27 protein-coding genes are annotated in these 25,054 nt (G+C 65.3%); 16 read left to right on the top strand and 11 right to left on the bottom strand.

Features of this window, described 5'->3' with window-relative positions; all coding sequences use genetic code 11:
* The first annotated feature begins 18 nt into the window (after window positions 1-18).
* From ACSYG9_RS02235 to ACSYG9_RS02225, 3 genes are read left to right on the top strand one after another with little or no spacing between them, the layout of a single operon-like run.
* Window positions 19-2,043, top strand: coding sequence for an acetyl/propionyl/methylcrotonyl-CoA carboxylase subunit alpha (locus tag ACSYG9_RS02235; RefSeq protein WP_454842837.1), 2,025 nt, complete (start codon window positions 19-21; stop codon window positions 2,041-2,043).
* Window positions 2,040-3,200: an acyl-CoA dehydrogenase family protein gene (locus ACSYG9_RS02230; protein WP_440125616.1), complete on the top strand. Its 1,161-nt coding sequence runs from the start codon at window positions 2,040-2,042 to the stop codon at window positions 3,198-3,200. The genes ACSYG9_RS02235 and ACSYG9_RS02230 overlap by 4 nt, the downstream gene beginning before the upstream one ends.
* A 13-nt stretch (window positions 3,201-3,213) precedes the next feature.
* Window positions 3,214-4,014, top strand: coding sequence for an enoyl-CoA hydratase family protein (locus tag ACSYG9_RS02225; RefSeq protein ID WP_440125615.1), 801 nt, complete (start codon window positions 3,214-3,216; stop codon window positions 4,012-4,014).
* 32 nt (window positions 4,015-4,046) lie between these two features.
* Here ACSYG9_RS02225 and ACSYG9_RS02220 read toward each other — a convergent pair whose 3' ends face one another.
* A complete protein-coding gene (locus ACSYG9_RS02220; RefSeq protein ID WP_454842835.1) occupies window positions 4,047-4,583 on the bottom strand; it encodes a TetR/AcrR family transcriptional regulator in 537 nt (178 codons plus the stop codon).
* Window positions 4,584-4,684: 101 nt separating this feature from the next.
* On the opposite strand from ACSYG9_RS02220, the gene ACSYG9_RS02215 reads away from it, so the two are divergent.
* The 7 genes from ACSYG9_RS02215 to tuf all read left to right on the top strand — a co-directional run bounded on the left by ACSYG9_RS02215 (window position 4,685) and on the right by tuf (window position 11,183).
* On the top strand, window positions 4,685-5,314 hold the full coding sequence (locus ACSYG9_RS02215) for a TetR family transcriptional regulator (RefSeq protein ID WP_440125613.1): 630 nt from the start codon (window positions 4,685-4,687) through the stop codon (window positions 5,312-5,314).
* A gap of 11 nt (window positions 5,315-5,325) precedes the next feature.
* Window positions 5,326-5,892: a DUF3558 family protein gene (locus tag ACSYG9_RS02210; protein ID WP_440125612.1), complete on the top strand. Its 567-nt coding sequence runs from the start codon at window positions 5,326-5,328 to the stop codon at window positions 5,890-5,892.
* Window positions 5,893-5,900: 8 nt separating this feature from the next.
* Window positions 5,901-6,476: a DUF3558 family protein gene (locus ACSYG9_RS02205; RefSeq protein ID WP_440125611.1), complete on the top strand. Its 576-nt coding sequence runs from the start codon at window positions 5,901-5,903 to the stop codon at window positions 6,474-6,476.
* Between the two features lie 332 nt (window positions 6,477-6,808).
* Entirely contained in the window at window positions 6,809-7,183 is a 375-nt protein-coding gene (rpsL, locus tag ACSYG9_RS02200) for a 30S ribosomal protein S12 (RefSeq protein ID WP_440125610.1), read from the top strand.
* Window positions 7,183-7,653: a 30S ribosomal protein S7 gene (gene rpsG, locus ACSYG9_RS02195; RefSeq protein WP_054714779.1), complete on the top strand. Its 471-nt coding sequence runs from the start codon at window positions 7,183-7,185 to the stop codon at window positions 7,651-7,653. The genes rpsL and rpsG overlap by 1 nt, the downstream gene beginning before the upstream one ends.
* Before the next feature lie 144 nt (window positions 7,654-7,797).
* Window positions 7,798-9,900, top strand: coding sequence for an elongation factor G (fusA, locus tag ACSYG9_RS02190; protein ID WP_440125609.1), 2,103 nt, complete (start codon window positions 7,798-7,800; stop codon window positions 9,898-9,900).
* A gap of 92 nt (window positions 9,901-9,992) precedes the next feature.
* Window positions 9,993-11,183 (top strand): elongation factor Tu, encoded by a 1,191-nt coding sequence (gene tuf, locus ACSYG9_RS02185; protein ID WP_440125608.1) that lies wholly within the window; start codon window positions 9,993-9,995, stop codon window positions 11,181-11,183.
* Window positions 11,184-11,290: 107 nt separating this feature from the next.
* On the opposite strand, the gene ACSYG9_RS02180 is transcribed toward tuf, so the two are convergent.
* From ACSYG9_RS02180 to ACSYG9_RS02160, 5 genes are read right to left on the bottom strand one after another with little or no spacing between them, the layout of a single operon-like run.
* Window positions 11,291-11,854 (bottom strand): hypothetical protein, encoded by a 564-nt coding sequence (locus ACSYG9_RS02180; protein ID WP_440125607.1) that lies wholly within the window; start codon window positions 11,852-11,854, stop codon window positions 11,291-11,293.
* Window positions 11,851-12,888: a DUF6286 domain-containing Asp23/Gls24 family envelope stress response protein gene (locus ACSYG9_RS02175; protein ID WP_454841003.1), complete on the bottom strand. Its 1,038-nt coding sequence runs from the start codon at window positions 12,886-12,888 to the stop codon at window positions 11,851-11,853. The genes ACSYG9_RS02180 and ACSYG9_RS02175 overlap by 4 nt, the downstream gene beginning before the upstream one ends.
* Window positions 12,881-13,075, bottom strand: coding sequence for a hypothetical protein (locus tag ACSYG9_RS02170; RefSeq protein WP_054714775.1), 195 nt, complete (start codon window positions 13,073-13,075; stop codon window positions 12,881-12,883). Before ACSYG9_RS02170 ends, ACSYG9_RS02175 begins: the two co-directional genes overlap by 8 nt.
* Entirely contained in the window at window positions 13,072-13,440 is a 369-nt protein-coding gene (locus ACSYG9_RS02165) for a hypothetical protein (protein WP_454841001.1), read from the bottom strand. The genes ACSYG9_RS02170 and ACSYG9_RS02165 overlap by 4 nt, the downstream gene beginning before the upstream one ends.
* Window positions 13,437-13,898 carry an Asp23/Gls24 family envelope stress response protein gene (locus tag ACSYG9_RS02160; protein WP_440125604.1) on the bottom strand — a complete coding sequence of 154 codons (462 nt, stop codon included), beginning with the start codon at window positions 13,896-13,898 and terminating at the stop codon, window positions 13,437-13,439. Before ACSYG9_RS02160 ends, ACSYG9_RS02165 begins: the two co-directional genes overlap by 4 nt.
* Before the next feature lie 207 nt (window positions 13,899-14,105).
* Between ACSYG9_RS02160 and ACSYG9_RS02155 the strand changes: the two genes are divergently transcribed.
* Complete coding sequence (locus ACSYG9_RS02155; RefSeq protein ID WP_440125603.1) at window positions 14,106-15,287, top strand: FAD-dependent oxidoreductase; 1,182 nt, start codon at window positions 14,106-14,108, stop codon at window positions 15,285-15,287.
* Between the two features lie 32 nt (window positions 15,288-15,319).
* Window positions 15,320-16,096: an aspartate/glutamate racemase family protein gene (locus ACSYG9_RS02150; RefSeq protein ID WP_440125602.1), complete on the top strand. Its 777-nt coding sequence runs from the start codon at window positions 15,320-15,322 to the stop codon at window positions 16,094-16,096.
* 51 nt (window positions 16,097-16,147) lie between these two features.
* Here ACSYG9_RS02150 and ACSYG9_RS02145 read toward each other — a convergent pair whose 3' ends face one another.
* Both ACSYG9_RS02145 and ACSYG9_RS02140 read right to left on the bottom strand, forming a co-directional pair.
* Window positions 16,148-16,780, bottom strand: coding sequence for a TetR family transcriptional regulator (locus ACSYG9_RS02145; protein WP_440125601.1), 633 nt, complete (start codon window positions 16,778-16,780; stop codon window positions 16,148-16,150).
* A gap of 104 nt (window positions 16,781-16,884) precedes the next feature.
* Window positions 16,885-17,247, bottom strand: coding sequence for an SPW repeat domain-containing protein (locus tag ACSYG9_RS02140; RefSeq protein ID WP_440125600.1), 363 nt, complete (start codon window positions 17,245-17,247; stop codon window positions 16,885-16,887).
* 274 nt (window positions 17,248-17,521) lie between these two features.
* On the opposite strand from ACSYG9_RS02140, the gene ACSYG9_RS02135 reads away from it, so the two are divergent.
* Window positions 17,522-18,763 carry an MFS transporter gene (locus ACSYG9_RS02135; protein WP_440125599.1) on the top strand — a complete coding sequence of 414 codons (1,242 nt, stop codon included), beginning with the start codon at window positions 17,522-17,524 and terminating at the stop codon, window positions 18,761-18,763.
* 24 nt (window positions 18,764-18,787) lie between these two features.
* Here the strand turns inward: ACSYG9_RS02135 and ACSYG9_RS02130 are convergent, their stop codons facing one another.
* Window positions 18,788-19,843, bottom strand: coding sequence for a 2Fe-2S iron-sulfur cluster-binding protein (locus ACSYG9_RS02130; RefSeq protein WP_440125598.1), 1,056 nt, complete (start codon window positions 19,841-19,843; stop codon window positions 18,788-18,790).
* A 305-nt stretch (window positions 19,844-20,148) separates the two neighbouring features.
* Between ACSYG9_RS02130 and mdo the strand changes: the two genes are divergently transcribed.
* From mdo to madC, 3 genes are all read left to right on the top strand, one after another.
* Window positions 20,149-21,420, top strand: a complete 1,272-nt coding sequence (mdo, locus tag ACSYG9_RS02125) for an NDMA-dependent methanol dehydrogenase (protein WP_440125597.1) — start codon at window positions 20,149-20,151, stop codon at window positions 21,418-21,420.
* 113 nt (window positions 21,421-21,533) lie between these two features.
* The gene (locus ACSYG9_RS02120; protein WP_454840995.1) at window positions 21,534-22,598 is read left to right on the top strand and encodes a MadB family AAA-type ATPase; all 1,065 of its coding nucleotides are present in this window, start codon (window positions 21,534-21,536) and stop codon (window positions 22,596-22,598) included.
* A gap of 7 nt (window positions 22,599-22,605) precedes the next feature.
* A complete protein-coding gene (madC, locus tag ACSYG9_RS02115; protein ID WP_440125595.1) occupies window positions 22,606-24,129 on the top strand; it encodes a MadC family VWA domain-containing protein in 1,524 nt (507 codons plus the stop codon).
* A gap of 25 nt (window positions 24,130-24,154) precedes the next feature.
* On the opposite strand, the gene ACSYG9_RS02110 is transcribed toward madC, so the two are convergent.
* The gene (locus ACSYG9_RS02110; protein WP_440125594.1) at window positions 24,155-24,637 is read right to left on the bottom strand and encodes an SRPBCC family protein; all 483 of its coding nucleotides are present in this window, start codon (window positions 24,635-24,637) and stop codon (window positions 24,155-24,157) included.
* A gap of 37 nt (window positions 24,638-24,674) precedes the next feature.
* The gene (locus ACSYG9_RS02105) at window positions 24,675-25,022 is read right to left on the bottom strand and encodes a metalloregulator ArsR/SmtB family transcription factor (protein WP_440125593.1); all 348 of its coding nucleotides are present in this window, start codon (window positions 25,020-25,022) and stop codon (window positions 24,675-24,677) included.
* Between the last annotated feature and the right edge of the window lie 32 nt (window positions 25,023-25,054).

Below are 25,054 nucleotides of genomic sequence, written 5' to 3'. Positions count from 1 at the left end.
GACACAGGAAGCAACGCGGTGTTCCGGGCGGGTATCGAGACCGTTCTCGTCGCCAATCGTGGAGAGATCGCCCGGAGAGTGTTCGCGTCGTGCCGCCGGGCAGGACTCGGCACCGTTGCGGTGTTCTCCGACGCCGATTCGGGCAGTCCACACGTGGCCGACGCGGACGTCGCGGTGCGGCTCCCGGGAACCTCACCCGCAGACACGTATCTCGATGCGGACGCGCTCATCGCGGCGGCGCACGCCGCCGGTGCCGATGCGATCCACCCCGGATACGGATTCCTTTCCGAGAACCACGAGTTCGCACAATCGGTTCTCGATGCCGGACTCACCTGGATCGGACCGCGTCCCGACTCGATCTCCCGCATGGGATCGAAGGTCGAGGCGAAGAAGATAATGGCGGACGCAGGCGTACCGGTCCTCGCGGAACTCGACCCGAACCGGGTCACCGACGCCGACCTGCCCGTGCTGATCAAGGCGTCCGCGGGCGGTGGTGGACGTGGGATGCGGATCGTGCGGTCAGCGGGCGAGCTGCCCGCCCAGCTCGAGGCGGCCCGCCGGGAAGCGGAGTCGGCGTTCGGCGATCCGACCGTGTTCTGCGAGCGCTATCTCGACACAGGCCGACACATCGAGGTGCAGGTGCTCGCGGATCGGCACGGCACCGTCTGGGTGGTCGGAGAGCGAGAATGCTCTATTCAACGCCGGCATCAGAAGGTCGTCGAAGAGGCACCCTCACCGCTTGTCGAGGCAGTTCCAGGCATGCGCGACAAGCTGTTCGACGCCGCTCGTCGTGCCACCGAAGCCATCGGCTACGAGGGGGCGGGCACCGTCGAATTCCTGGCATCCGGAGATGCGGGCGAATTCTACTTCCTCGAGATGAACACTCGTCTGCAGGTCGAACACCCCGTCACCGAATGTGTGACCGGGCTCGATCTGGTCGATCTGCAACTGCGCATCGCCGACGGCGCCAGGCTCGACCCCGAACCGCCCCCGGTCCGTGGACATTCGATCGAGGTCAGGCTCTATGCCGAGGACCCGGCCCGTGACTGGCAGCCTCAGACCGGGGTGGTGCACCGGATTGCGGTGCCGGACACAGTCATCGAGTTCGGGGCACTCTGCAGCGCCGGTATCCGACTGGATTCGGGTGTCGTCGACGGGTCGCAGGTGGGAATTCACTACGACGCAATGCTCGCAAAGGTGATCTCTTTTGCACCGGCACGGACGACCGCCGCACGGATACTTGCACGTGCGCTCGTCGGAGCCGAGATCCACGGAATCCACACCAATCGCGACCTGCTGGTGAACGTGCTCCGTCATCCGGCATTCCTGGCAGGCGACACCGATACCGCGTTCTTCGGCACACACGGTCTCGGCGCGCTGTCGGCGGCGGTCGCGTCCCCGGAAGCGGAAGCGATGTCCGCGCTTGTGGCTGCCCTGGCAGACTCGGCGAACAATCGTGCCACGGCGACCGTCGGCGCAGGTCTTCCGGCAGGATGGCGTAACTTACCCTCGGTGCCTCAGGCCAAGAAGTATCTCGGCAACCACGGTGAGCATGAAATCCGGTATCGCCGTACCAGGGCCGGACTGGTGGCAGACGAATTCCCCGGTGTCGTCCTTGTCGAGTGCATGCCCGAACGTGTGGTCCTCGACCATGACAGCGTGCGCCGTGAGTTCGCCGTCGCGCGGTACGACGACACTGTCCACGTCGACTCGTCGCTCGGGCCGGTCCGGTTGCAGGTGGTACCGCGTTTCGCGGATCCCGCATCGCACCGCGCCGTGGGATCACTCCTTGCCCCCATGCCGGGCACAGTGATCGGACTCGGCGCGGCCGTCGGGGACACTGTCACTGCAGGCCAGCCCATCCTGTGGCTCGAGGCGATGAAGATGGAGCACACGGTCACTGCGCCCGGGGCAGGGGTGCTCACCGAGCTCGCGGTCGTCGTCGGCTCGCAGGTCGACGTCGGCACAGTGCTTGCCGTCGTATCCGCCGACGATCAGGCGTCGGGCGAGGAACAATCCGCTATCTCAGGAGAACGTGAATGAACATCATCGAAACGGAAGAGCAGAAAGCACTCCGAGCAGCCGTAGCGTCTCTGGCCCAACGCTACAACTACGTCGATTACGTACTTCCGAGATCTCGTAGGAACGAACCGCTGACCGAATTATGGTCGGATGCAGCGAAACTAGGATTTCTCGGTGTGAACCTCCCCGAAGAGTACGGCGGCGGCGGTGCCGGAATCTACGAATTGGCGCTGGTGCAGGAAGAACTCGCGGCGCACGGATGCGGCCTGTTGCTCGTTGTCGTCTCACCCGCCATCTGCGGAACCATCATCTCCAAGTACGGAACATCGGAGCAGAAGCAGCAGTGGTTGCCCGGGCTCGCCGACGGATCGAAGATCATGGCCTTCGGAATCACCGAAGCGGACGCCGGTTCGAACTCCCACAAGATCGGCACCGTGGCCGAGCGTGACGGCGACGATTGGATTCTGTCGGGTAGCAAGGTGTTCATCTCGGGCGTCGATCAGGCAGATGCTGTTCTCATCGTCGCCCGCACCACGGACGCCCGCACCGGGAAACTGCGTCCCGCACTGTTCATCGTGCCTACCGATACCGACGGGTTCACCAAGACCCCGATGGAAATGGACATCATCGAACCCGACCGTCAGTTCACCCTTTTCCTCGACGACGTCCGTCTCCCGGCGGATGCACTCGTCGGCGAACCCGACGCGGCACTCGCGCAGTTGTTCGCCGGACTCAATCCCGAACGCATCCTCGGCGCCGCCATGGCCGTGGGCATGGGTCGCTACGCGCTCGATGCCGCAGTGAAATACGCAGGCGAACGCACCGTATGGAAAGAACCGATCGGTGCGCATCAAGGTATCGCACACCCGTTGGCGCAGCGCAAGATCGAGGTCGAGCTCGCGAAGCTGATGATGCAGAAGGCCGCGTCCCTCTACGACAGCGGGGACGATTTCGGCGCAGCCGAGGCCGCGAACATGGCCAAATATGCAGCGGGCGAAGCTGCTATCGCAAGCCTGGACCAGGCCATCCAGACGCACGGCGGAGGAGGGCTCACACAGGAGTACGGTCTTGCCGCCATGCTGGGGGCCGCCAGGATCGCGAGGGTGGCCCCGGTCAGCCGCGAGATGATTCTGAATTTCGTGTCGCAGCACTCGCTGGGACTGCCGCGTTCCTACTAGGGCAGGAGATGTCATGACGCACACCGAACCCGAAGATCCGCTCGTACGCTACGACGTCGCCCACGGTGCCGCGACACTGACATTGGACTCGCCGCACAACCGCAACGCCCTGTCGTCGACCCTGCTGCATCAACTGCAGAAACGGCTCGACGATGCGGCCGCGGATCCTCAGGTACGCTCGATCGTCCTCACGCACACCAGCGGAACATTCTGTGCCGGAGCGGATCTGCGTGAGGCCGGCAGCACTGACTCGAAGGGGGCACCGGAGGAAGCGGCCGCGGGCCGGACCCGCGAGATGACCGGTCTGTTGCGGCAGATCCTCGAAACCCCCAAACCCGTTGTCGGGCAGATCGACGGCCATGTCCGGGCCGGAGGGATGGGGATCGTCGGTGCGTGCGACATCGTCGTAGCGGGCCCGCGCACCACCTTCGCCCTCACGGAGGCACGTCTGGGGCTGGCTGCCTCGATCATTTCCCTGACTGTATTACCGCGACTGTCGTCGCGGGCCGCCTCACGGTATTTCCTCACCGGAGAGCGTTTCGGTCCCGAGGAGGCCCGCGCGCACGGTCTGGTGACGATCACCGCCGATGACCCCGCCGATACCGTAGCGGAACTGCTCGCCGAGTTCCGTGAGTGCTCACCGCAGGGCCTCGCGGCGTCGAAGCAACTGCTGACGCGGCAGATGCTGGAAGATCTCGATCGGCACGGAGCTGAACTCGCAGCGCAATCGGCCGAACTGTTCGGTTCGGACGAGGCAGTCGAGGGAATGACGGCCTTCCTCCAACGGCGACCCCCCTCGTGGGCCCGTCGGTGACCGACCGCCCGGACAGTCCCGGATCGTTCGAATCAGCGATCCGTGGTGGCCAGGAGCTCGTGCAGAATTCGTCCGAGTCCCCACCTCAGCGTGTCCAGTTCGGGCAGCGGGACCGTCTGCTGGTAACCGACGAGGCAGTAGAGCGCCGTGCGGGCGAAGCCCTCGGCGGCCCCGGCATCGTCCAGGATCGCCGACGTCGCTTCCACTACCACCAGGTACCGCTGGTAATCGACGGTGGCCTGCACCGAACGCACTTCTGCGTCGGTGTGTGCCCAGCCTCGGATGGACGACTCGGCGTGGTGGGGGAGACCGCACGCGAAGTCGATCAGCAGCTCGAGGCGCCGGACCGGGGAGGCTTCGAGGCGCGCAGTCGCGACGAGCCGGATCGTCTGCTGTTCGAGCCAGTTCTCGAGGAATTCCTTGCGGAACTGCGCCCAGCTGGCGAAGTAGTTGTAGAAGGACCCCGTGGTGACGTCGAGGTGTGCGCACAATTGCGCCTGCTTGAGCGCCCCGTAATCGTCCGACGAGAGAAGCTCGATCGCAGCGTCGAAATAGTCCTCGCGTCTCACCAACGTTGCCACAGTGAAACTGCCTTTCCGTCTCGTCCTGGGGTACGAGTGTACGGAGCCGCGATATGAACGGACGGTCTCGGGATCAGGAGAAGGCACTTATGACGCGCGAACCCAAGCAGGACCGCAGCAGAGCGACACGGCAGCGTCTGCTGGAGGCCACCATCGACACATTGGCCGAATCAGGGTGGGCCGCTACGACGGTCGGGGTCGTCGCGCAGCGTGCGGGCGTGTCACGCGGCGCGACCCAACATCACTTCCCGACACGGGAAGACCTCATCACTGCGGCGCTGGAGGTCATGTTCGACAGCCGTATGGATCAGGTCCGCGACGAGAACGTCGCCCCCGTCTCGGGCGTTGCACATACCGAGCGGGTCGTCGCGGGCATCATCGAGCAGTACTCCGGAACCCTGTTCAAGGCGGCGCTGCAGGTGTGGACGGCGGCCGCAGCCGATCCCGTTCTGCGTGAACGCATCGTCCCTCTCGAAGAACGTTTCGGACGGGTCGCACACCGCGCCGCGATCGTAGAACTCGGAGCCGACGATACCGACCCGGTCGTACACCGCATGGTTCAAGCGACCCTCGACCTTGCGCGGGGCCTCGGTCTTGCCGATGTCCTGACCGACGATTCGCGCCGGCGTGCCGAGATCGTGCGGCACTGGGCCGCTCAGCTCGATGCCGTACTGGTCGATGCGCGCAGTCGACAAGCGGGCGGACGTACGGCTGGGTAGTGTCTGTGCACATGCCTGTCGAGGGGACCGGGCGGACCGGGAGGATCACGGCGACCGTGGCAATGGCCGCGCTCGCCGCAGTGTTCGTGGCGGGGTGCGGGTCATCCGAGGACGATGTGGGTGGCGGTGGCCCGGAGACGACGGCGCTGCAAGCCACCGAGCCCGGACCGTTCTTCGGCGAATGCGGTGCGCTCTCGGACGATGAGGTCCGAGAGGTTTTCGCGCTCGGAGACTTCTCCACGGTGACCCGGAACTCGGTGGGATGCGAGTGGGAGACCTACGTCGGCGGCCCGAGCGTGAGCTTCTCGTGGTACCGGGGCAGTCCGATCGGCCGTGAGCGCGCGGGGTCGGATCTGATCGGCCGACCTGCCGTGGACGTCGAGATCGGCGGTCGGCCCGGATTCATGGGCTCGGCTCAGAACGAGCTGGGTCAGACCGTCCTGTGCGAAATCGGGGTGGATTTCGGCGGCGATTTCATTCACTGGTCGGTCACGTACGCGAACTTCACGCCAACGGCCGACTCGTGCGCTGTCGCGCGGGACCTCGCCGAACTGAGCGTGGAGAGGGCGCAGTCATGAGAGCGGGCATGTCTCGGCCCGGCCGGCGTACAGCGAGCGAGCACGCCAGGCCTCGTCGGATCGTCGTGAGTATCGTCGCGCTCTGCGCCGCCCTTCTGTTGATCACCGGATGTGCGCGCAGCATCGAAGGCCGTGCCGTGCCGCAGGGCGCGGGCGGCGGCCCGGGACTGTCGGCGGAGTTCACGAAATTGCTCACCGAATGCGACGCCGTCGCCGACGAGAAGATCGCAGAGACGGTGGGTGCCGCGGCGGTGTACCGAGGGTTTTTCGGGGCCATCTGCCGGTGGGAGGGGGACGGTCCGTCGGGAGTAGTGAAGGTCACGTTCAACTGGTTCGAGACCGGCTCGCTCGACCACGAACGTAAGGCGGGTGACGAGCTCGGCTACACGGTCGAGGACACCACCGTCGAAGGGAGGCGGGCGCTGCAGATGCGTCGACCGAACGACCCGTTGTCCTGTGGTATCTCCGCCGGTGCGGCAACCACGGGGATCTTCGGATGGTGGGTGCAGTACACGACCGGAGGTACGGACCCGTGTGAGGCTGCTGCTACGTTGGCACGGCTCACCCTCAACCTCAGCAGTTGACTTCTCGCTCATGCCGCGCCGACGTGCGCGGTCATTCGTCGCGTCTCGCTTTGACCGCATGCGCCGCCGCCGGGTATCGTTGTGGGTCGTGTCCGGCATGCCCGGGCCGATCTGTGTGCCTATGCGAGGCGATGCCGTACGCGCGGTCTGTAGATATCTGCAGGTGCGAGTCCCCGGCTGCCTGTGTGGGGGTACGCGACACACCCGACCTCGTGTGCGCACGGGGTGCGAGTGCGGAGCAGTTGCTTCCTTGCTCCAACCGATGGATCCCTAATTTCAGAACAGCCAGTGTTGCTCGCCTGAGCAGCTCCAGACAACGAGAAAGCCGATAGATGCCCACTATCAATCAGCTGGTCCGCAAGGGTCGCCGCGACAAGACCGCCAAGGTCAAGAGCGCGGCCCTGAAGGGCAGCCCGCAGCGTCGTGGTGTGTGCACCCGCGTGTACACCACCACCCCGAAGAAGCCGAACTCGGCACTTCGTAAGGTCGCTCGCGTGCGCCTGACCACTTCGGTCGAGGTCACCGCATACATCCCGGGTGAGGGCCACAACCTCCAGGAGCACTCGATGGTGCTCGTGCGTGGCGGTCGTGTGAAGGACCTCCCCGGTGTGCGTTACAAGATCATCCGTGGCTCGCTCGACACCCAGGGTGTCAAGGGCCGCAAGCAGGCACGTAGCCGCTACGGAGCGAAGAAGGAGAAGGGCTGATGCCACGTAAAGGACCCGCTCCGAAGCGCCCCCTGATCGCCGACCCGGTCTACGGTTCGCCGCTGGTCACCCAGCTCGTGAACAAGATCCTCCTCGACGGCAAGAAGTCCACCGCCGAGCGCATCGTCTACCAGGCGCTCGAGCAGGCTCGGGAGAAGACCGGCACCGATCCGGTCGTCACTCTCAAGCGCGCGCTCGACAACGTCAAGCCTGCCCTCGAGGTGCGTAGCCGTCGTGTCGGTGGCGCCACCTACCAGGTGCCGGTCGAGGTTCGCCCCGGCCGCTCCACCACGCTGGCCCTGCGCTGGCTGGTCACCTTCTCGCGTCAGCGTCGTGAGAAGACGATGGTCGAGCGTCTCGCCAACGAGCTTCTCGATGCCAGCAACGGCCTCGGTGCCGCTGTGAAGCGTCGCGAGGACACGCACAAGATGGCTGAAGCCAACAAGGCGTTCGCGCACTACCGCTGGTGAGTCGACGCCGGTCGGGTGGATCGTCATATGATCCCCCGATCGGCTGCTCGCACATCTGTGTCGGTCCCGTAAAGGCCGGCTGACAACCTAAGAACATGTGGTCCGCACCCAAGGACCGACACGAGCTACGAGCGGGGTTTACCTGTGGCACAGGAAGTGCTGACCGACCTGAACAAGGTCCGCAACATCGGCATCATGGCGCACATCGATGCCGGTAAGACCACCACGACCGAGCGCATCCTCTTCTACACCGGTGTGAACTACAAGATCGGTGAGACCCACGACGGTGCTTCCACCACCGACTGGATGGAGCAGGAGAAGGAGCGAGGTATCACCATCACCTCCGCTGCGGTCACCTGTTTCTGGAACAACAACCAGATCAACATCATCGACACCCCCGGCCACGTCGACTTCACGGTCGAGGTCGAGCGGTCGCTGCGCGTCCTCGACGGCGCGGTCGCCGTGTTCGACGGCAAGGAGGGCGTCGAGCCCCAGTCCGAGCAGGTCTGGCGCCAGGCTGCCAAGTACGACGTTCCCCGCATCTGCTTCGTCAACAAGATGGACAAGATGGGCGCGGACTTCTTCTTCACCGTGCAGACGATCATCGATCGTCTCGGTGCGAAGCCGCTGGTCCTGCAGATTCCGATCGGTGCGGAGGACGACTTCGACGGTGTCGTCGACCTCGTCGAGATGAAGGCGCTCACCTGGCGCGGTACCACCCCGATCGGCACAGAGGCCACCGTCGAAGAGATCCCCGCCGATCTCGCCGACAAGGTCGCCGAGTACCGCGAGAAGCTGCTCGAGACCGTCGCCGAGTCCGACGAAGCCCTGATGGAGAAGTACTTCGGTGGTGAGGAGCTCACGGTCGCCGAGATCAAGGGCGCCATCCGTAAGCTGACCGTCAACTCCGAGCTCTACCCGGTTCTGTGTGGCACCGCGTTCAAGAACAAGGGTGTCCAGCCCATGCTCGATGCGGTCATCGACTACCTGCCCACTCCGCTGGACATCGGCGAGGTCATCGGCCACAAGCTGAACGACGAGGAGACCACCCTCACACGTAAGCCCAGCAAGGACGAGCCGTTCTCGGCTCTGGCTTTCAAGATTGCTGCGCACCCGTTCTTCGGCAAGCTGACCTTCGTCCGCGTGTACTCGGGCCGGGTCGAGCCGGGCGCTCAGGTGCTCAACGCCACCAAGGGCAAGAAAGAGCGCATCGGCAAGCTCTTCCAGATGCACGCCAACAAGGAGAACCCGGTCGACGAGGCCGTGGCAGGCCACATCTACGCGATGATCGGCCTGAAGGACACCACGACCGGCGACACCCTGTGCGACCAGGCGAACCCGATCGTGCTCGAGTCGATGACGTTCCCGGACCCGGTCATCCAGGTCTCCATCGAGCCGAAGACCAAGTCCGACCAGGAGAAGCTGGGCACCGCGATCCAGAAGCTCGCCGAAGAGGATCCGACGTTCTCCGTCGAGCTCGACGAGGAGACCGGCCAGACCGTCATCGGCGGTATGGGTGAGCTCCACCTCGACATCCTCGTCGACCGCATGCGTCGCGAGTTCAAGGTCGAGGCCAACGTCGGTAAGCCGCAGGTCGCGTACCGCGAGACCATCACCAAGGCCGTCGAGAAGCACGAGTTCACCCACAAGAAGCAGACCGGTGGCTCGGGCCAGTTCGCAAAGGTCATCATCGCCCTCCATCCCTTCACGGGCGAGGACGGCGCGACCTACGAGTTCGAGAACAAGGTCACCGGTGGACGCGTTCCGCGCGAGTACATCCCGTCGGTCGACGCAGGTGCCCAGGATGCTCTGCAGTACGGCGTGCTCGCGGGCTATCCGCTGGTCAACGTCAAGGTCACGCTCCTCGACGGTGCGTACCACGACGTCGACTCGTCCGAAATGGCGTTCAAGATCGCCGGCTCTCAGGCGCTGAAGGAAGCGGCCCGCAAGGCTGCCCCGGTGATCCTCGAGCCGCTCATGGCCGTCGAGGTCACGACACCCGAGGAGTACATGGGTGACGTGATCGGCGACCTCAACTCCCGCCGTGGCCAGATCCAGGCCATGGAGGAACGCAGTGGTGCCCGTGTCGTGAAGGCGCTGGTTCCGCTCTCGGAGATGTTCGGTTACATCGGGGACCTGCGGTCGAAGACCCAGGGCCGCGCGAACTTCTCCATGGTGTTCGATTCCTACGCAGAGGTTCCGTCGAACGTCTCGAAGGAAATCATCGCCAAGGCCACCGGCGAGTAACCTTCGGGTTGGAACCGGTCGTCTGCACGACCAAGTAATACAAACCGCACTGCTGCATACTGCACGCAACAACAGTCCAGGAGGACATTCCAGTGGCGAAGGCGAAGTTCGAGCGGACCAAGCCGCACGTGAACATCGGCACCATCGGTCACGTCGACCATGGCAAGACGACGACCACGGCTGCGATCACCAAGGTGCTGGCCGATAAGTACCCGGATCTCAACGAGAGCTTCGCGTTCGACCAGATCGACAAGGCTCCCGAGGAGAAGGCTCGTGGTATCACGATCAACATCTCCCACGTCGAGTACCAGACCGACAAGCGCCACTACGCGCACGTCGATGCTCCGGGTCACGCGGACTACATCAAGAACATGATCACCGGTGCTGCTCAGATGGACGGCGCGATTCTCGTTGTCGCCGCCACTGACGGCCCGATGCCGCAGACGCGCGAGCACGTGCTGCTCGCTCGCCAGGTCGGCGTGCCCTACATCCTCGTCGCCCTGAACAAGGCCGACATGGTCGACGACGAGGAAATCCTCGAGCTCGTCGAGATGGAGGTGCGCGAGCTCCTCGCTTCGCAGGAGTTCGACGAGGACGCTCCGGTTGTCCCGATCTCGGCTCTCAAGGCTCTCGAGGGTGACGAGAAGTGGGTCAAGTCGGTCGAGGACCTCATGCAGGCCGTCGACGACTCCATCCCGGATCCGGTCCGTGAGACCGACAAGCCGTTCCTCATGCCCGTCGAGGACGTCTTCACCATCACGGGTCGCGGCACGGTCGTCACCGGCCGTATCGAGCGCGGTGTGGTCAACGTGAACGAAGAGGTCGAGATCGTCGGCATCAAGGAAACGTCGACCAAGACCACGGTCACCGGCATCGAGATGTTCCGCAAGCTGCTCGACCAGGGCCAGGCAGGCGACAACGTCGGTCTGCTCGTCCGTGGCATCAAGCGTGAGGACGTCGAGCGCGGTCAGGTCGTCATCAAGCCCGGCACCACCACTCCCCACCGGGAGTTCGAGGGCCAGGCCTACATCCTCAACAAGGAAGAGGGCGGCCGTCACACGCCGTTCTTCAACAACTACCGTCCGCAGTTCTACTTCCGTACCACGGACGTGACGGGCGTTGTGACCCTTCCCGAGGGCACCGAGATGGTCATGCCCGGTGACAACACCGAGATGTCCGTCAAGCTGATCCAGCCGGTCGCCATGGACGAGGGCCTCCGTTTCGCGATCCGCGAGGGTGGCCGTACCGTCGGCGCCGGTCGCGTCACGAAGATCATCGCGTGAGTTAGTACTCACTGACGCTCGAGCGGCGTCCACCCTCCGGGGTGGGCGCCGTTCGGCGTTTCTGTGAAGAAGTGTCGTGCCGCGAGCAGGTCAGGGTGAAGGATCGTTCAGCGGACCTCACCCGCTGGGTCCAGATGCAGCAGTATCTGGGTCGCGACACGGGCACCACCGACTGCGGCGGCGGCCCGACGCGCCGCATCCTCCGCGCAGGCCGTGAACTCGGAGACATCGATGCCGGATTCGGCCTGGACGGTCACCGACAGTGTCGGCAGGTGCCGTTCCACGACCGCACGGCTACGCACCGACCGGACACCGGGAAATGTTTCGAGCTCTCGGGCCACCCCTGTTGCGACCGGACCGAGGTCGACGCCGAGCGTCGCATCGGTCACCTCGTCGTACAGCTCCACGGTCGAGGTCCGGCGCCTCGACAGGTTCACGACGAGCAGCACGATCCCGATCGCGCAGCCCGCGGCCAGGACGGTCCACAATGCCGGTGTCCACCACGGCTGATCGGGAAGGTCCATGATGAGCGGCCGGTCGAGATCGGCGAGTCGCTCGCGTGCGAACGGCACCCGCCACACCCAGGCCAGTGCAAATGCGCCTGCGCTGAGGAAGGCACATCCGACCACGAAGGCGAAGAACCGGTTGACGAGCACGGTGCGGAGTTTCACGGCAGTGTTCCCGTTTCGGTGGTGGCGGCAGGCGCTTCGTGGCGCGAGACCTTCAGAACCAGCGGAATCGGGTCTGCCAGCAGTGCCAGCCGCGGTTCCACTTCCGCGCGGATGGTGGCGCTGAGATCGTCGATCGCGCTGTCCGGCGCCGCGACGACGCGGATCAGCGCGCGCCTGCGGTCGACGACGGTCCGCGCGTGGAGTACACCGGGCAAGGCTGATGCGCGCGCGCTGCACATTCGGGCGATGTCGGTCCGTCGCATCCAGACGGTCGGAACGGTGCCGGACTGCGTCAGCGGTAGGTGGGTGCGCCTGCGCGGCTTCAGTGCCACCGCGATCGCGGCGACCCCGAGCAGAACGAGCACTACTGCAACGGGTGCGATCCACGGATGCCAGTGCAGCCGTCCGAACCATTCGAACGAGTTGCGGATCCATGGCGCGCCGTCGTAGGTGCCGCGGACGATGAACAACTCCCGTGCGGCGACGAACGCGAGACCGAGCGCGCCGATTGCGATGAGCGCCGCGGCGGGTGCGGCCGCGGGTGTGGCGAGCGGTGGCAGCGGCGGTGTCACGGGAATGTCGGAGCGCGGTCCGGTATGTCCGGCGACGATGTCGGATTCCAGATACTCGACGGGCACTGACTGCTCGACCGGCTCGTCTTCGACTGCGCGCGCGGTCGACACGATCAACACGTTGAGCTCGTGCACCACAAGTCCGGTGTACTCGTGCAGGTGCCATGCGACGGCGTCGTGCACACGCCGTGTGAGCGCAGCGGCATCGTAGGGCCATTCCGCCGCGATGTAGAGATTGACCGCCACGGCACTGCCCGCGGTGATCACCTCGGCGCGGGGCAGTTCGCGACCGGTGAGCAGGCTCATGCTGCTGCTCTGCCGGACGACGTGGGGTACCTGAAGCGCGGCGGCAGCGGCGATCCGCTCGATAGCACGGTCCTTGATGGTGAGGCTTCCGCGTGCCCCCGCGAGATCGGAGGATTCTGAGTCGGAGCGTGCGGCCGAAGGAGCAGGGTCAGCCACGGCCACGGCTTCGTAACAGCGCACCCAGGTCGAGGATGCCGTCGCGGTGCGCGCCGATGGCGGCGCCGAGTGCACCCAGCAGTACCGCGAAAAGGAGCCCGCTGAATCCGCCCAGAATTCCTGCCAGGGCGAGTAGTAGGCCTGCGATGAGTCCGACAACGGTGTTGGTCGTTGGGTTGTGGTTCACGATGTCACCTGATTTTCTGCGGAGATCTGGTCGGCGAGGGGCCGTCGGATGTCCTGGAACACCACGCGGACCGGCCCGTCGACGAGGGGTTCGACGTATCGCCGCACTGCTTCGCCTAGCGCGGGAAGGTCGGCGGGGTAGAGAGCAGTCACGTGGACCTCGCACACGTCCGGGCCCAGCCGGATGCCGGAGACGCGCCTGCCGGGCAGGTACGTGGCGATCTCACCGAATTCACCACCGTGCAGAGCGGCTATTCCGGCGATGCTCAGCACCGTGTTCGCGACGTCGTCGACGAGATCGGCCTCGTTGCGGTCGGCAGCACGCATGGAGGCGTCACCGTTCGTGGTCCGGCCGTTCACGGTCACTGCACGCGAGGCTTCTGCTCCGCCCCGGCCTCCACCGCCTCGTCCGGGAGGACGACGTCGAACACAGTGATATTTACTTCGGTGACTTCGAGCCCGGTCATGCGCTCGACTGCCACGATCACGTTGTGGCGGATGGCGACGGCCAGTTCGTGGAGCGCAACGCCGTATTCGGCGACGATACCGATGTCGATCGCGGCCTGTTTCTCGCCGACTTCGACGGCAACGCCCTGACCGTGGTTGATCCGAGCTCCCGGAATCCGGTCGCGTAGGGCGCCGACGACGCGTGCGGTGCCTGCGCCGACGTCGAACACCCCGCTGATCTCGCGTGTTGCGATTCCGGCGATTTTTGCGACGACGGCGTCCGCGATGATCGTCCGTCCCTGGGTGTCGACGGGGCCGTGAGACGAACCGGCTCCGAATTGCACGCGGCTGAGTCCTGCGCCGCTGTCGCTCGTCATGAAAACTCCCTCGTGGCTGTGTCGCGTGGGGCTGTGCCGGTCGCGTATGGAGATCTTCGTTGTACTTTCGACTCTAAGTATCCGCCAGGCGGGGGGAGATGTGCCGCGCAGAGCAGATCGGCGCTCTGTTCACCGCCACTTGTATTTGGTATGAAGACCCGAAGCAATCACGTGGCATACGTCACGACTTCAGGAGGATGGACTCAGGTGGCAGTTGATCGGATCGTCGTTGTCGGAGCGGGACTCGCCGGTGTGCGAACCGCGGAGGAATTGCGCCGCGCAGGGTTCGAGGGCGAACTGGTGCTCGTGGGCGACGAGACGCACCTACCGTACGACCGCCCTCCGCTGTCGAAGGACGTCCTCCGCGGTGACCGCGACGACACCACGCTGCGCCCCCAGGAGTTCTTCGAGGAGCAGAGGATCGATCTGCGGCTCGCCAGCCCGGCCGCGTCGGTGGACACGGCTGCGCAGACTGTCACGCTCGCCGACGGAACCGAGTTGGGCTACGACGAACTGGTGATCGCGACGGGCCTTCGTCCGCGGCGGATCCCGGGTCTGAAGGAACTCGCGGGCGTGCACGTACTGCGATCGATGGACGACAGTCGCGCGCTGCGTGAAGACGTGGTGCCGGGAGCACGTGCTCTTGTCGTCGGTGCCGGGTTCATCGGGTGCGAGGTTGCAGCGAGCCTGCGTGCGAAAGGCGTCGAGGTCGTGCTCGTCGAGCCTCAGGAGACTCCGCTGGCGTCCGTTCTCGGTACCGAGGTCGGTTCGTTGGTCTCGCGACTTCATACCGAAGAAGGGGTCGATGTGCGGGCCGGAGTCGGTCTGGCCGAACTCCGCGGCGACGAGCGCGTCACCTCCGCCGTGCTCGGCGACGGCTCCGAAGTCGCTGTCGACCTGGTTGTGCTCGGTATCGGATCGATCCCTGTCACCGCGTGGCTCGACGGTTCGGGCATCGAGCTCGACAACGGTGTCGTGTGCGACGAGGTGGGTCGCGCGTCGGCTCCCCACGTCTGGGCGGTCGGCGACGTCGCATCCTGGCAGCTTCCTGACGGGGGTCGTAAGCGCATCGAACACTGGACCAACGCGGGTGAGCAGGCCACCGTGCTCGTGAAGGCTCTGGTCTCGGGCGATGTGGGAGTTGCCTCGGCGGTGCCCTACTTCTGGAGCGACCAGTACGAGATCAAGATCCAGGGGCTCGGTGCGGTACGCGGCGACGACACCGTGCACGTGGTGCGCGACGACGGCCGCAAGTTCCTGGCCTTCTACGAACGTGATGGCCGGCTCGTCGGTGTCGTCGGCGGTGGCATGCCGGCTCAGGTCATGAAGAACCGGATGAAGATCGCGGCGGGCGCACCCATCGAGGAGTTGCTCGCCACCATGGCGTGAGCCCGGTAGCCCGGACCCGTTAGATTCGTAGGGTGATGGTTGCTCTTATCGACTCGGGTTTCGGGCTGCTTCCGACGTCCGCATGGTTGCGGCGCCTGCGCCCCGACCTCGACCTGATGTTGTCGATGGATCCCGCAGGCGCACCATGGGGTCCGAAGCCGTCCGATTGGGTCATCGAGCGTGTAGTCACAACAGCCCGGCGGGCAGTGGAGCGGGGAGCCGAGGTCGTGGTGCTGCCGTGCAACACAGCGTCCGTCACCGCCCTCGAGCACGTGCGCGCCGACCTCGGCGCGGATGTGCCCGTCGTGGGCACTGTTCCCGCCATCAAGCCGGCGGCCGCCGCGTGCGGGTCGGTTGCGATCTGGGCGACCGCGGCGACCACTGCGAGTCGGTACCAGGCTGATCTGATCGCACAGTTCGCAAACGGCAGCGACGTCGTCGGAGTCGCGTGCCACGGTCTCGCCGATGCGATCGATCGTGGCGACCGCGACGGCGCGTCTGCCGCGATTGCTTCGGCCGTCGAGCGCACGCCCGACGATGTCCAGGGAGTCGTTCTCGGGTGCACGCACTATCCGCTTGTCGCGGACACGATCGTCGCGCAGTTGCCCGCGGGGGTGCGCTTGTTCGACAGCGCCGAGGCCGTCGCGCAGCAGACACTGCGCAGAATGGACGCGCTCGGCCGTGATTCGCCGGGATCGGGGCGCATCGAGGTGTTTCTCAGCGGCGAGCGTGGCACCCTTCCGGCAGGTGCCGGCGCCTTCGCCGCCGGCCGCGAGTTGTTCGGGACGGCTCCGAACCCGATCGGCTGAGTCCGGCCCGATCGGCTGAGTCCGGGGCCCCGCGTGGCGGCAGAGCTGTCGTCACCCCCGGATCCGGGCCAGCATCCCCGGCAGCGGCGTCATCCGGGACATCCCTGCCGCGATCAAGCGTGCAATGTTCTGTAGTTCTTCGTGGGCACGAGGCAGGCCGTCGCGACCGAACAGTCGGTCGGTCGTGGCTGCGGAGAGCATCGCCGAGACCCATGCGGTCGCTGCAGTGCGCAGGGCGTTCACCGACACCGGTACCGGTGAACTCGCCTGGAGGACGCGCATCGTGGTGTCATGAAGGTGTGTGCGAAGGCGCTGTACGTGAGTGCGCACGTCGGTGTGTGTTTCGGCCTCCCGCCAGATGATCACGCGGAGTACCGAGGACTCGTTCCGTTCGAGGTTCAGGGCAGTATCCAGGTTGACCAGGCTCGATGCCGGATCTCCCGGTGCAACGAGTGCGATGACGTCGGAAATCGGTTCGGTGGGGAGCCGTTCGGCGATCAGTGCGTCGAGGATCGCCTCCTTGGTGGGGAAGTAGTAGAAGATCAGACCCTTCGGCACGTGTGCTGCAGTCGCGATGGCGGTGGTCGCGGTCGCATCGAATCCTTGCTCGGCAAACAAGTCCTCGGCGGCGTCGAGGATGCGGTTGCGGGTGGCGGGGTGCGCAGTGGCGCGCCGAGTACTCACCGATCACCTCCGAGAGTTGGAGGGGTCACCGTCCCGATGGCAGCGCCGGACGCTAGCCGGTTTTTCCACCGGGACAGTGATCGGTTTCGGATATGACAGTCGTCTCAGTGATGTGTCGCCAAGCGGCCTCCGTGCATGCGGGTATTCATGGCGGGCAGCGCAGCGACCGCGACGACCACGGTCAGCACACCGACGACCCATGCGGTCCACGACGCTCCGCTGAATGCGGTGTACGACATCACCCACGGCGAGATGAACAGCAGTGCGCCGAAGATGCCCATGGCGTAGTCGATCGCAGCTGTTGCCGGGCTCATGATCTGTGCAATGCCGCACAGGGCGACGAGCACACCGAGGACGATGAGCGACCACATGGCGTTGGAATTGGTGTCCAACCACAGTGGTGAGAGGGCGGCGAAAACGCCCAGAACGACGGCTACGTAGTCCTGCAGCCGGCTGTCGGAGAACATGGTGGCCTCCTTGTGAAATGTGTCTGTGAGGATGTGTCCCTCACTTTCGGTATAGGCCTGATCGACCGGTCGGTCAATGACCGGGCGAGTTGCCAAGTGATAAACCTTTCTGCAGCCCAGCACGGTTGTCGGTGTTGATCGTGACGTAAGCGAAATATTTTTCCGGACGACGATGTTGCACAGGCAGCAGCGCCGTTATGTGCGGCGCTGCTGCTCGTGTTTTGTTTCCTTGTTTCCTTGTTTCCTTGTCGCCGGTTCGACTGCTGGAGGTTCGATGGCTCCGTCCGCCCCATCCGATGCCGGATCGCGTGTTTTCGGATTCGCGGTCATGGGGGTGGGGGCGTTCACCCTCACTGGATCGTCGTCGGCACCGTCACCTCTGTACCCCGTCTACCAGGAGATGTGGGGATTCTCGGCGGCCGTGCTCACCGTGGTCTTCGCGATCTATGTCGTCTCTCTGCTCGCGACCCTGCTCACCGTAGGTTCGTTGTCGGATCGCATCGGCCGCCGTCCGCTCGTCGGCGCCGCGATGCTGATTCTCGCGATCTCGATGGTCGTGTTCATTCTCGCTGACAGTGCGGGATGGTTGATCGTGGCGCGCATCATCCAGGGATTGGCGGTGGGTACAGCCACGGGCGCCGTCGCCGCGGGGATGATCGACTTGCAACCCAACCCTCGGATCGGCCCGCTGATCAACAGCATCGCACCGTCGCTCGGGCTCGGGCTCGGTGCGGCGGGTGCCGGTCTGCTGGTTCAGTTCGCGCCGTTCCCGACGGTGCTGAGCTATGCGCTCGTCGCGGCCCTCGCGATCGCGATCGTGATCGCGCTCCCGTTCGTGCCGGAGCATTCGCAGCCCGAAGGATTCTCCTCTCGGAGGGAAGCGCTGCGTGCCCTGAAGCCGAGTGTCGCGCTCCCGCAGGGAGTGCGTGCACAGTTCTTCTTGGTTCTGCCGTGCTTGATGTCGGCGTGGGCGCTCGGCGGCCTGTACATGTCCTTGGGGACGTCGATCGTCGATGCGGTGTTCGGTATCGATGACCGGCTCGTTGCCGGGCTCGCCGTCGCGACCCTGTTCACAGCGGGCTCGGTCGCGGCAGTGGTCATGCGACGATTCGCCGAACTCCGCGTCGTCGTGACGGGCGTGGTCCTGCTTACGGCCGGTGTCGTCGTGGTTGCGGCTGCCCTGCTGTCGGGCATGGTGGTGCTGTACTTCGTGGGCACCGCGGTTGCCGGGTTCGGCTGGGGGTCCACGTTCCTGGGTGCCATGGGAATCGTGAGTGGCCTGGGTCGCCCCAACCAGCGGGCACAGATCTTCGCGACCATGTTCGTGGTCTGCTATCTCGCGTTCTCGGTTCCCGCCATCGCTGCCGGCGTGGCCACGGGCACGTTCGGGCTCACCGCCACCGCGGTCGGTTACAGCGCGATCGTCGCGACCCTCGCACTCGCATCCGGGATCGCGCTGGTGCTGCGGCAGCCGAAGCGTGCGCCGGTGCGCCTCGAGGAGGTCACGCCGGCGTAGGAGCCGCAGACACCTCGAGGATGATCAGAATTCGATCTTGAGGGTGTCGGTGACGGGGCGCGCTTGGCAGCCCAGGATGTATCCGGCCTCGATGTCTTCGGGATCGAGCACATCGCAGTGTTCCATCTCGACCTTGCCCTCGAGCACGGTGCACGCACACGATCCGCACTCGCCCTCCTGGCAGGAGTACGGCACGTCGATGCCCTTGGCCAGCATGATGTCGACGAGCGTCTGCTTGCGAGGCCACGACAGGGTGTGGACTTCTCCGTCGAGTTCGACCTCGACGGTCGCTGCGTCGGCGGCCTCGTCGTCGCTGATCTCGACGGGCTCGTGGTCGGCGAACGGATCTCCGGCGAGCGAGTTGAACACCTCGGCGTGCACGCTGGTGCGCGGCATTCCGGCATCGTGTAGCGCCCGGTGCACCGCGTCCATGAACGGGCCGGGTCCGCACATGAATGCTTCGCGGTCGGCGAACGGCGCTGCGACGGTGGCGAGCTGTGTCGCCGTGGGCAGGCCCTGCACCGACTCGAGCCAGTGCAGGACGGTGAGCCGGTCGGCGTGCTTCTCACCGAGTGCGCGCAGTTCTTCGGCGAAGATGACGGATTTCTCGTCGCGGTTGGCGTACACGAGTGTGACCTTGCCCGAGCCCTGCGTCAGCGCGGACTTGAGGATCGAGATGACCGGGGTGATGCCACTGCCTGCTGCGAAGAGCAGAAAGTCGTGGTCGAAGGACTTCGGCGTGAAAACCCCGGACGGAGGAAGGACCTCGACCTCGTCGCCCGCCGAGATGCTGTCACACAGCCAGTTGGAGCCGTACCCGTCGACGGTGCGCTTGACCGTTACCTTGGGGGCATCGTCGGTGAACGGCGAGCTCGCCAGGGAGTAGCACCGAGCGACCGATCCCGTTCGGTCGCTCGGGATGCGCAGCGTGAGGAACTGGCCGGGCTTGTAGGCGAACTTCTCGCGCAGTTCTTCGGGCACGGCGAAGACGATCGAGCGGCTGTCCGGCGTCTCCTCGATGACGGCAGACACGGTGAGAATCACCGATCGTGACCCGTGCGGCACCTCGACTGTCGTCATGGGAATTGTCCTCTCGTGCAAACGTGGGGCGGCAGTGTGCTGCGCACCACAATTCTAGAACGCGTTCTAGTTTGAAGAATACCAGCCGTAGTGTGGCACCGACACGCTACCGGGAGTGGGCCGCGGATGTGCTGCCCACCCGTTCGGTCCCGGCCTGCCTGCCCGATCGGACGGTCCTGCCGCCGCGACCGGACGGTTTCCGTGTGCGGACCTTCTCCGGGCGAACTCCCTGGTCGATTGTTGTTCGTGCATGAGGCGTACATCACACCCGCCGATCATCCCGCCGATAATCGAGGAGAACCACGATGGCAATCGAGCTCAACCAGATCTGGGACTTTCCCATCAAGGAGTTCCACCCCTTCCCGCGCGCTCTCATGGGAGTCGGGGCGCACGACATCATCGGTGTCGAAGCTAAGAATCTCGGGTTCAAGCGCACCCTTCTGATGACCACCGGCCTGCGCGGTTCCGGGATCATCGAAGAACTCGTAGGCAAGATCGAGTACCAGGGTGTCGAGGTCGTCCTCTACGACAAGGTCGAGTCCAACCCCAAGGACTACAACGTCATGGAAGCAGCGGCGCTCTACCAGAAGGAAAAGTGCGACTCGATCATCTCGGTCGGCGGCGGGTCGAGCCACGACGCCGCGAAGGGCGCCCGCGTCGTCATCGCCCACGACGGCCGAAACATCAACGAGTTCGAGGGTTTCGCGAAATCGACCAACAAGGAGAATCCGCCCCACATCGCGGTGTCCACCACGGCCGGTACCGGCTCGGAGACCTCCTGGGCCTACGTCATCACCGACACCTCCGACATGGATCACCCGCACAAATGGGTCGGCTTCGACGAGGCGACGATCGTCACCCTGGCCATCGACGATCCGCTGCTCTACTACACCTGCCCGCAACACTTCACGGCGTACTGCGGATTCGACGTCCTCGCTCACGGTTCCGAGCCCTACGTCTCGCGCCTGGACTTCGCGCCGTCGCTCGGTAACGCTCTGTACTCGATCGAACTCGTCGCGAAGAACCTGCGGGAGGCGGTGTACGAGCCCCGCAACCTCAAGGCGCGCGAGGGAATGATGAATGCCCAGTACATCGCTGCGCAGGCGTTCAACTCCGGTGGTCTCGGGATCGTGCACTCCATCTCGCACGCGACGTCGGCGTTCTTCGACAGCCACCACGGGCTCAACAACGCGATCGCGCTTCCGCGGGTGTGGGAGTACAACCTGCCATCGCGGTACGAGAACTACGCACGCATTGCGACGGCGATGGGTGTCGATACCCGCAACATGACGACTGTGCAGGCTGCCGACGCCGCAGTCGAGGCCGCGATCCGGCTGGCGCAGGACGTCGGGATTCCCGACAACTTCGGACAGGTCCGCACCGACTCGTACGACAAGAACCGGATGAACACCGGCAAGTACGCCGGTCGCGGCGAGACGATCCCGGGCGACGAGAAGACCGTACGGGCGATCTCGGAGCACATCCAGGGTGACTGGTGCACCCCGGGCAACCCCCGTGAGGTCACGGTCGAGTCGATGATCCCCGTCGTCGATCACTGCATCAATCGGTCCTACTGACCCGACAAGACCCCGCGCCCGGGGGCGGCTTGCCCCTTGCCCGCTCCCGGGCGCGATCCCACGCTCTACCCGCTCCCGCTCCCGGGCCCGAGCCCGCACGCACCGGAGGACCCATGACGACCTTCTCCAACGGCGCCGAACTGCAGGACGCGCTGCGCCGGCACGACTACATCGCCGACGACGAATTCGCGACCGTCGTTCACCTCGCCACCGCACTCGAACGACCGCTGCTGCTCGAAGGTCCGGCCGGGGTGGGCAAGACGGAGCTCGCCAAGGCGCTCGCCGCCGTCGGCGGTCGCAGGCTGGTCCGGCTCCAGTGCTACGAGGGACTCGACGACAGCCGCGCGCTGTACGAGTGGGACTACGCCAAACAGTTGTTGCACGTACAGATGCTGCGCGACCGGATCGGTGAACTTCTCGGCCAGCACCCCGACATTGCCGACGCGTCCCGATTTCTCGCCCAACAGGACTTCGGTCTTTATTCGGAGGCGTTCCTCTCGGTCCGCCCGCTGCTCGATGCCGTGCTGTCACCGGAGCCTGTGGTGCTCCTCGTCGACGAGGTGGACAGGACCGAGGAGTCCATGGAGGCGTTGCTGCTCGAGGTTCTCGCCGAACGTCAGGTCACGATTCCCGAAGTCGGCACATTCGCCGCCCGTTCGATGCCGTGGGTGATCCTCACCTCCAACGACACCCGGGAGCTGTCCCCGGCTCTCAAACGCCGCTGTCTGCACTATCACGTGGGATACCCGACCCTCGAGCGCGAACGGGAGATCGTGACCGCCCGCGCACCCGAGGTGTCCTCGGGTACCGCGGGGCAGGTCGTCGAACTGGCGCGCACACTGCGCGATCTGCCACTGCGAAAGAGCCCGTCCATCTCTGAGGTGATCGATGCGGCTCGTGCCGCGTCGGTGATGGAAAGTGGTGTACCCGATTCGAATCCGGTAGTCGATATGCGCGACGTACTGTTGTCGACGTTGCTCAAATACACCGGCGACGTGGACCTCGTCAAGAATCGCCTCGATGGTACGACGCCGGTACCGGTACCGGCACCCGCTGCCGCGACGGTGCCGGCGGAACGTGTGACCGTGGCGTCGAATCCTGCCAACACCACCACTGCGGTCTTCCGGGGTCGTGGTGGAGGCGGTCGCGACGCGGCCGCCAGCGGTGCGCGGCGGTGACCGCGTCATGTATGTGAGTGCTCCCGAGCGCCGGCGCGCCCGGCACCCGCTGGACGTGGTGTCCGCGGTGTTCGGTCTGCTGCTGCGTAAGCACGGTGTCGCGGCTTCACCCGCCGAAACCATCGAAGTGCGGAGGGTGTTCGGCCTTGTGGGGGCCCGTGATCGCGTGGCGCTGCGGTCGTGCCTGCGCGCGGTGTGCGCGAAATACCCGCATGAACGTGCCGGTTTCGAGCGTGCTTTCGACGAGTTGTTCGGTGCGGTGGACGCTGCCACGGCCGACTCTCACGACCCGCTACGTGCCCAGTTCGCCGACTCCCTTCCCACCGCCCTCGAGATCGACGACGATCCGAGCATCGCCCGTTACGCCGAATACAACGAGCGTGCTGCAGAAGTCGGCGACCACTTCGACACTCCCGAGGCCGAGAAGGGCTTCAATCCGCACAAGGACGACGACGATGTGTCGATGACGTCGTCCGATGCCGAGCTGTCGGTCGACACCGGTGCGGACTCGGGCCGGCGCGGCGTGACCTACACGGTCGACGTCGAGCGTGCCGGTTCGACGACGGTCGGCGAACTGTCCGCGGATCCTGGTGCCGCGGTCGTCGGGTCGTTGTCGTGGGACGACCCGACATCCATCCTCGCGTGGCTCGATGCATACGATCCGCACCGAATGTACGGCGGTGACGTCCTCGACGGGCCACTCAGCGAGGCGCAACTGAGCCGTCTCGTCGACGCAGTCGAGGCGTTCGTGGCATCGCTGGCCGGGGTGAGCCCGTCCGGCACCGAGGAAGTCGAAGCTCCGGAGTCCCGTGACGCGGCGGGTGTCGATCGTGCCGAGATCGAGCTCGCGTGCCACGAGGTACTGCGGCGGATGCGCGGTCCCGCGCGACCACGCCCCCGTGAACTGACCCGCGGCCGGCTCGACATGCGCCGTACCGCGCGCGCCGGGATGCGCACCGACGGAGTGCCGTTCCACCTCGTGGTCCGTGCGCCGCGTCCCGATCGCGTGCGATTGCTCGTGCTCGCCGACGTGTCGCTGTCGGTCCGCCCGATCACCGCGTTCACGTTGCGTCTTGCACAGGCGATCCATGGTCGCGCGCATCGTTGCCGGGTGGTCGCGTTCGTGGATCGCCCGGTGGACGTGACGCAGCGGCTACTCGCTGCTGATGGAGACGGCGCGCTCGCGGCGGTGCTCGCGCATCCCGGCGTGGATCTCGAGGCCAGCAGCGACTACGGCAGGGTGTTCGACGAGCTGCTGGTCGAGCACGCCGGATCGATCGACAACCGGACCTCGGTTCTGGTTGTGGGGGACGGGCGGTGCAACGGGTTGCCTGCGCGGGTCGATCGGCTCGAAGAACTCCGGCGGCGGGTTCATCGCCTGGCATGGATCACGCCCGAACCGAAGCGGTACTGGGCACAGGCGACATGCGCGATGCCCGACTACGCGGACGTGTGCGATCACGTGGTCGTTGCGCGTGACGGCGAACAATTGCTTTCGCACGCAGCGGAACTCGGCCACGCGCTTCGGTGATCGGTGCGTGGCCGAGCTCGGCTGTTCACGGCGCCGACACGCGTGCCAGAACTTCGTCGAGCTGGTCGTAGCCCTGGCTCATGCCGGTCTCCATCCCGGACGATGCCATTCCGTCGCGAGCTTCCATGCTCGGGTACACGGCGTGGCCGCTGAGCCTGCAGCGCCCGCCGCCGAGATCGGTGAAAGTGAGGAACTCGATGCTCACCACATCGGCGAAGCCATCGAATTCGAATGTCTGAACGGCGAATTCGTTCTCGCGCACGGTGTGGAACACTCCCGTGAACGTGTACGAACCATCGTTGTCGGTGTGGGTGTACCGGTAACTGCCGCCGGTGTGGAAATCGTAGTGGTCGATCGTCATCTCCATGCCGCGTGGGCCCAGCCACTGCGCAATCAGGTCGGGGTCTTTGTGGGCGCGGAACACGTCGGCGACAGGAAAGTCGAATTCGCGCGCGTAGTCGATGAAGGGGACACCGTCGGGGACGGTGACGTTCAGGGCGTTGCTCATGACGAACCTTTCCGAGGGAGGTTCCTCTGGGGAACCCTTATGGTTTCGGGTCGGCCGATTCCCCGGCCAGCACGGCATCGAGATCGCGGAACTGCTGTTCCTTGACCAACCGGTAGCGGTCGATCCAGGCCGTCAGCATCTCCAGCCGCGCGGGATTCAGATGGACGGGACGGCGCTGGGCGTCGCGTGTGCGCGTGACGAGTCCGGCGTGTTCCAGAACCTGAATGTGCTTCGAGATCGCCTGTTTGGTGATCGCGAACGGTTCCGCGAGTTCGTTGACGGTGGCGGGCCCGCGGCTGAGCCGGGCGACGATGCGGCGGCGGACCGGGTCGGCCAGGGCAGTGAATGCCAGGTCGAGTTGGTCGTCGTTCGCGTCGTCGTGCACGGTCGAGCCTCCATTTTTAGCAACCTTCAGGT

The organism is Rhodococcus sp. SJ-2 (assembly GCF_053750035.1).
The sequence above is the reverse complement of the archived record's forward strand: the minus strand, read 5'-3'. Positions and strand labels throughout refer to the sequence as shown.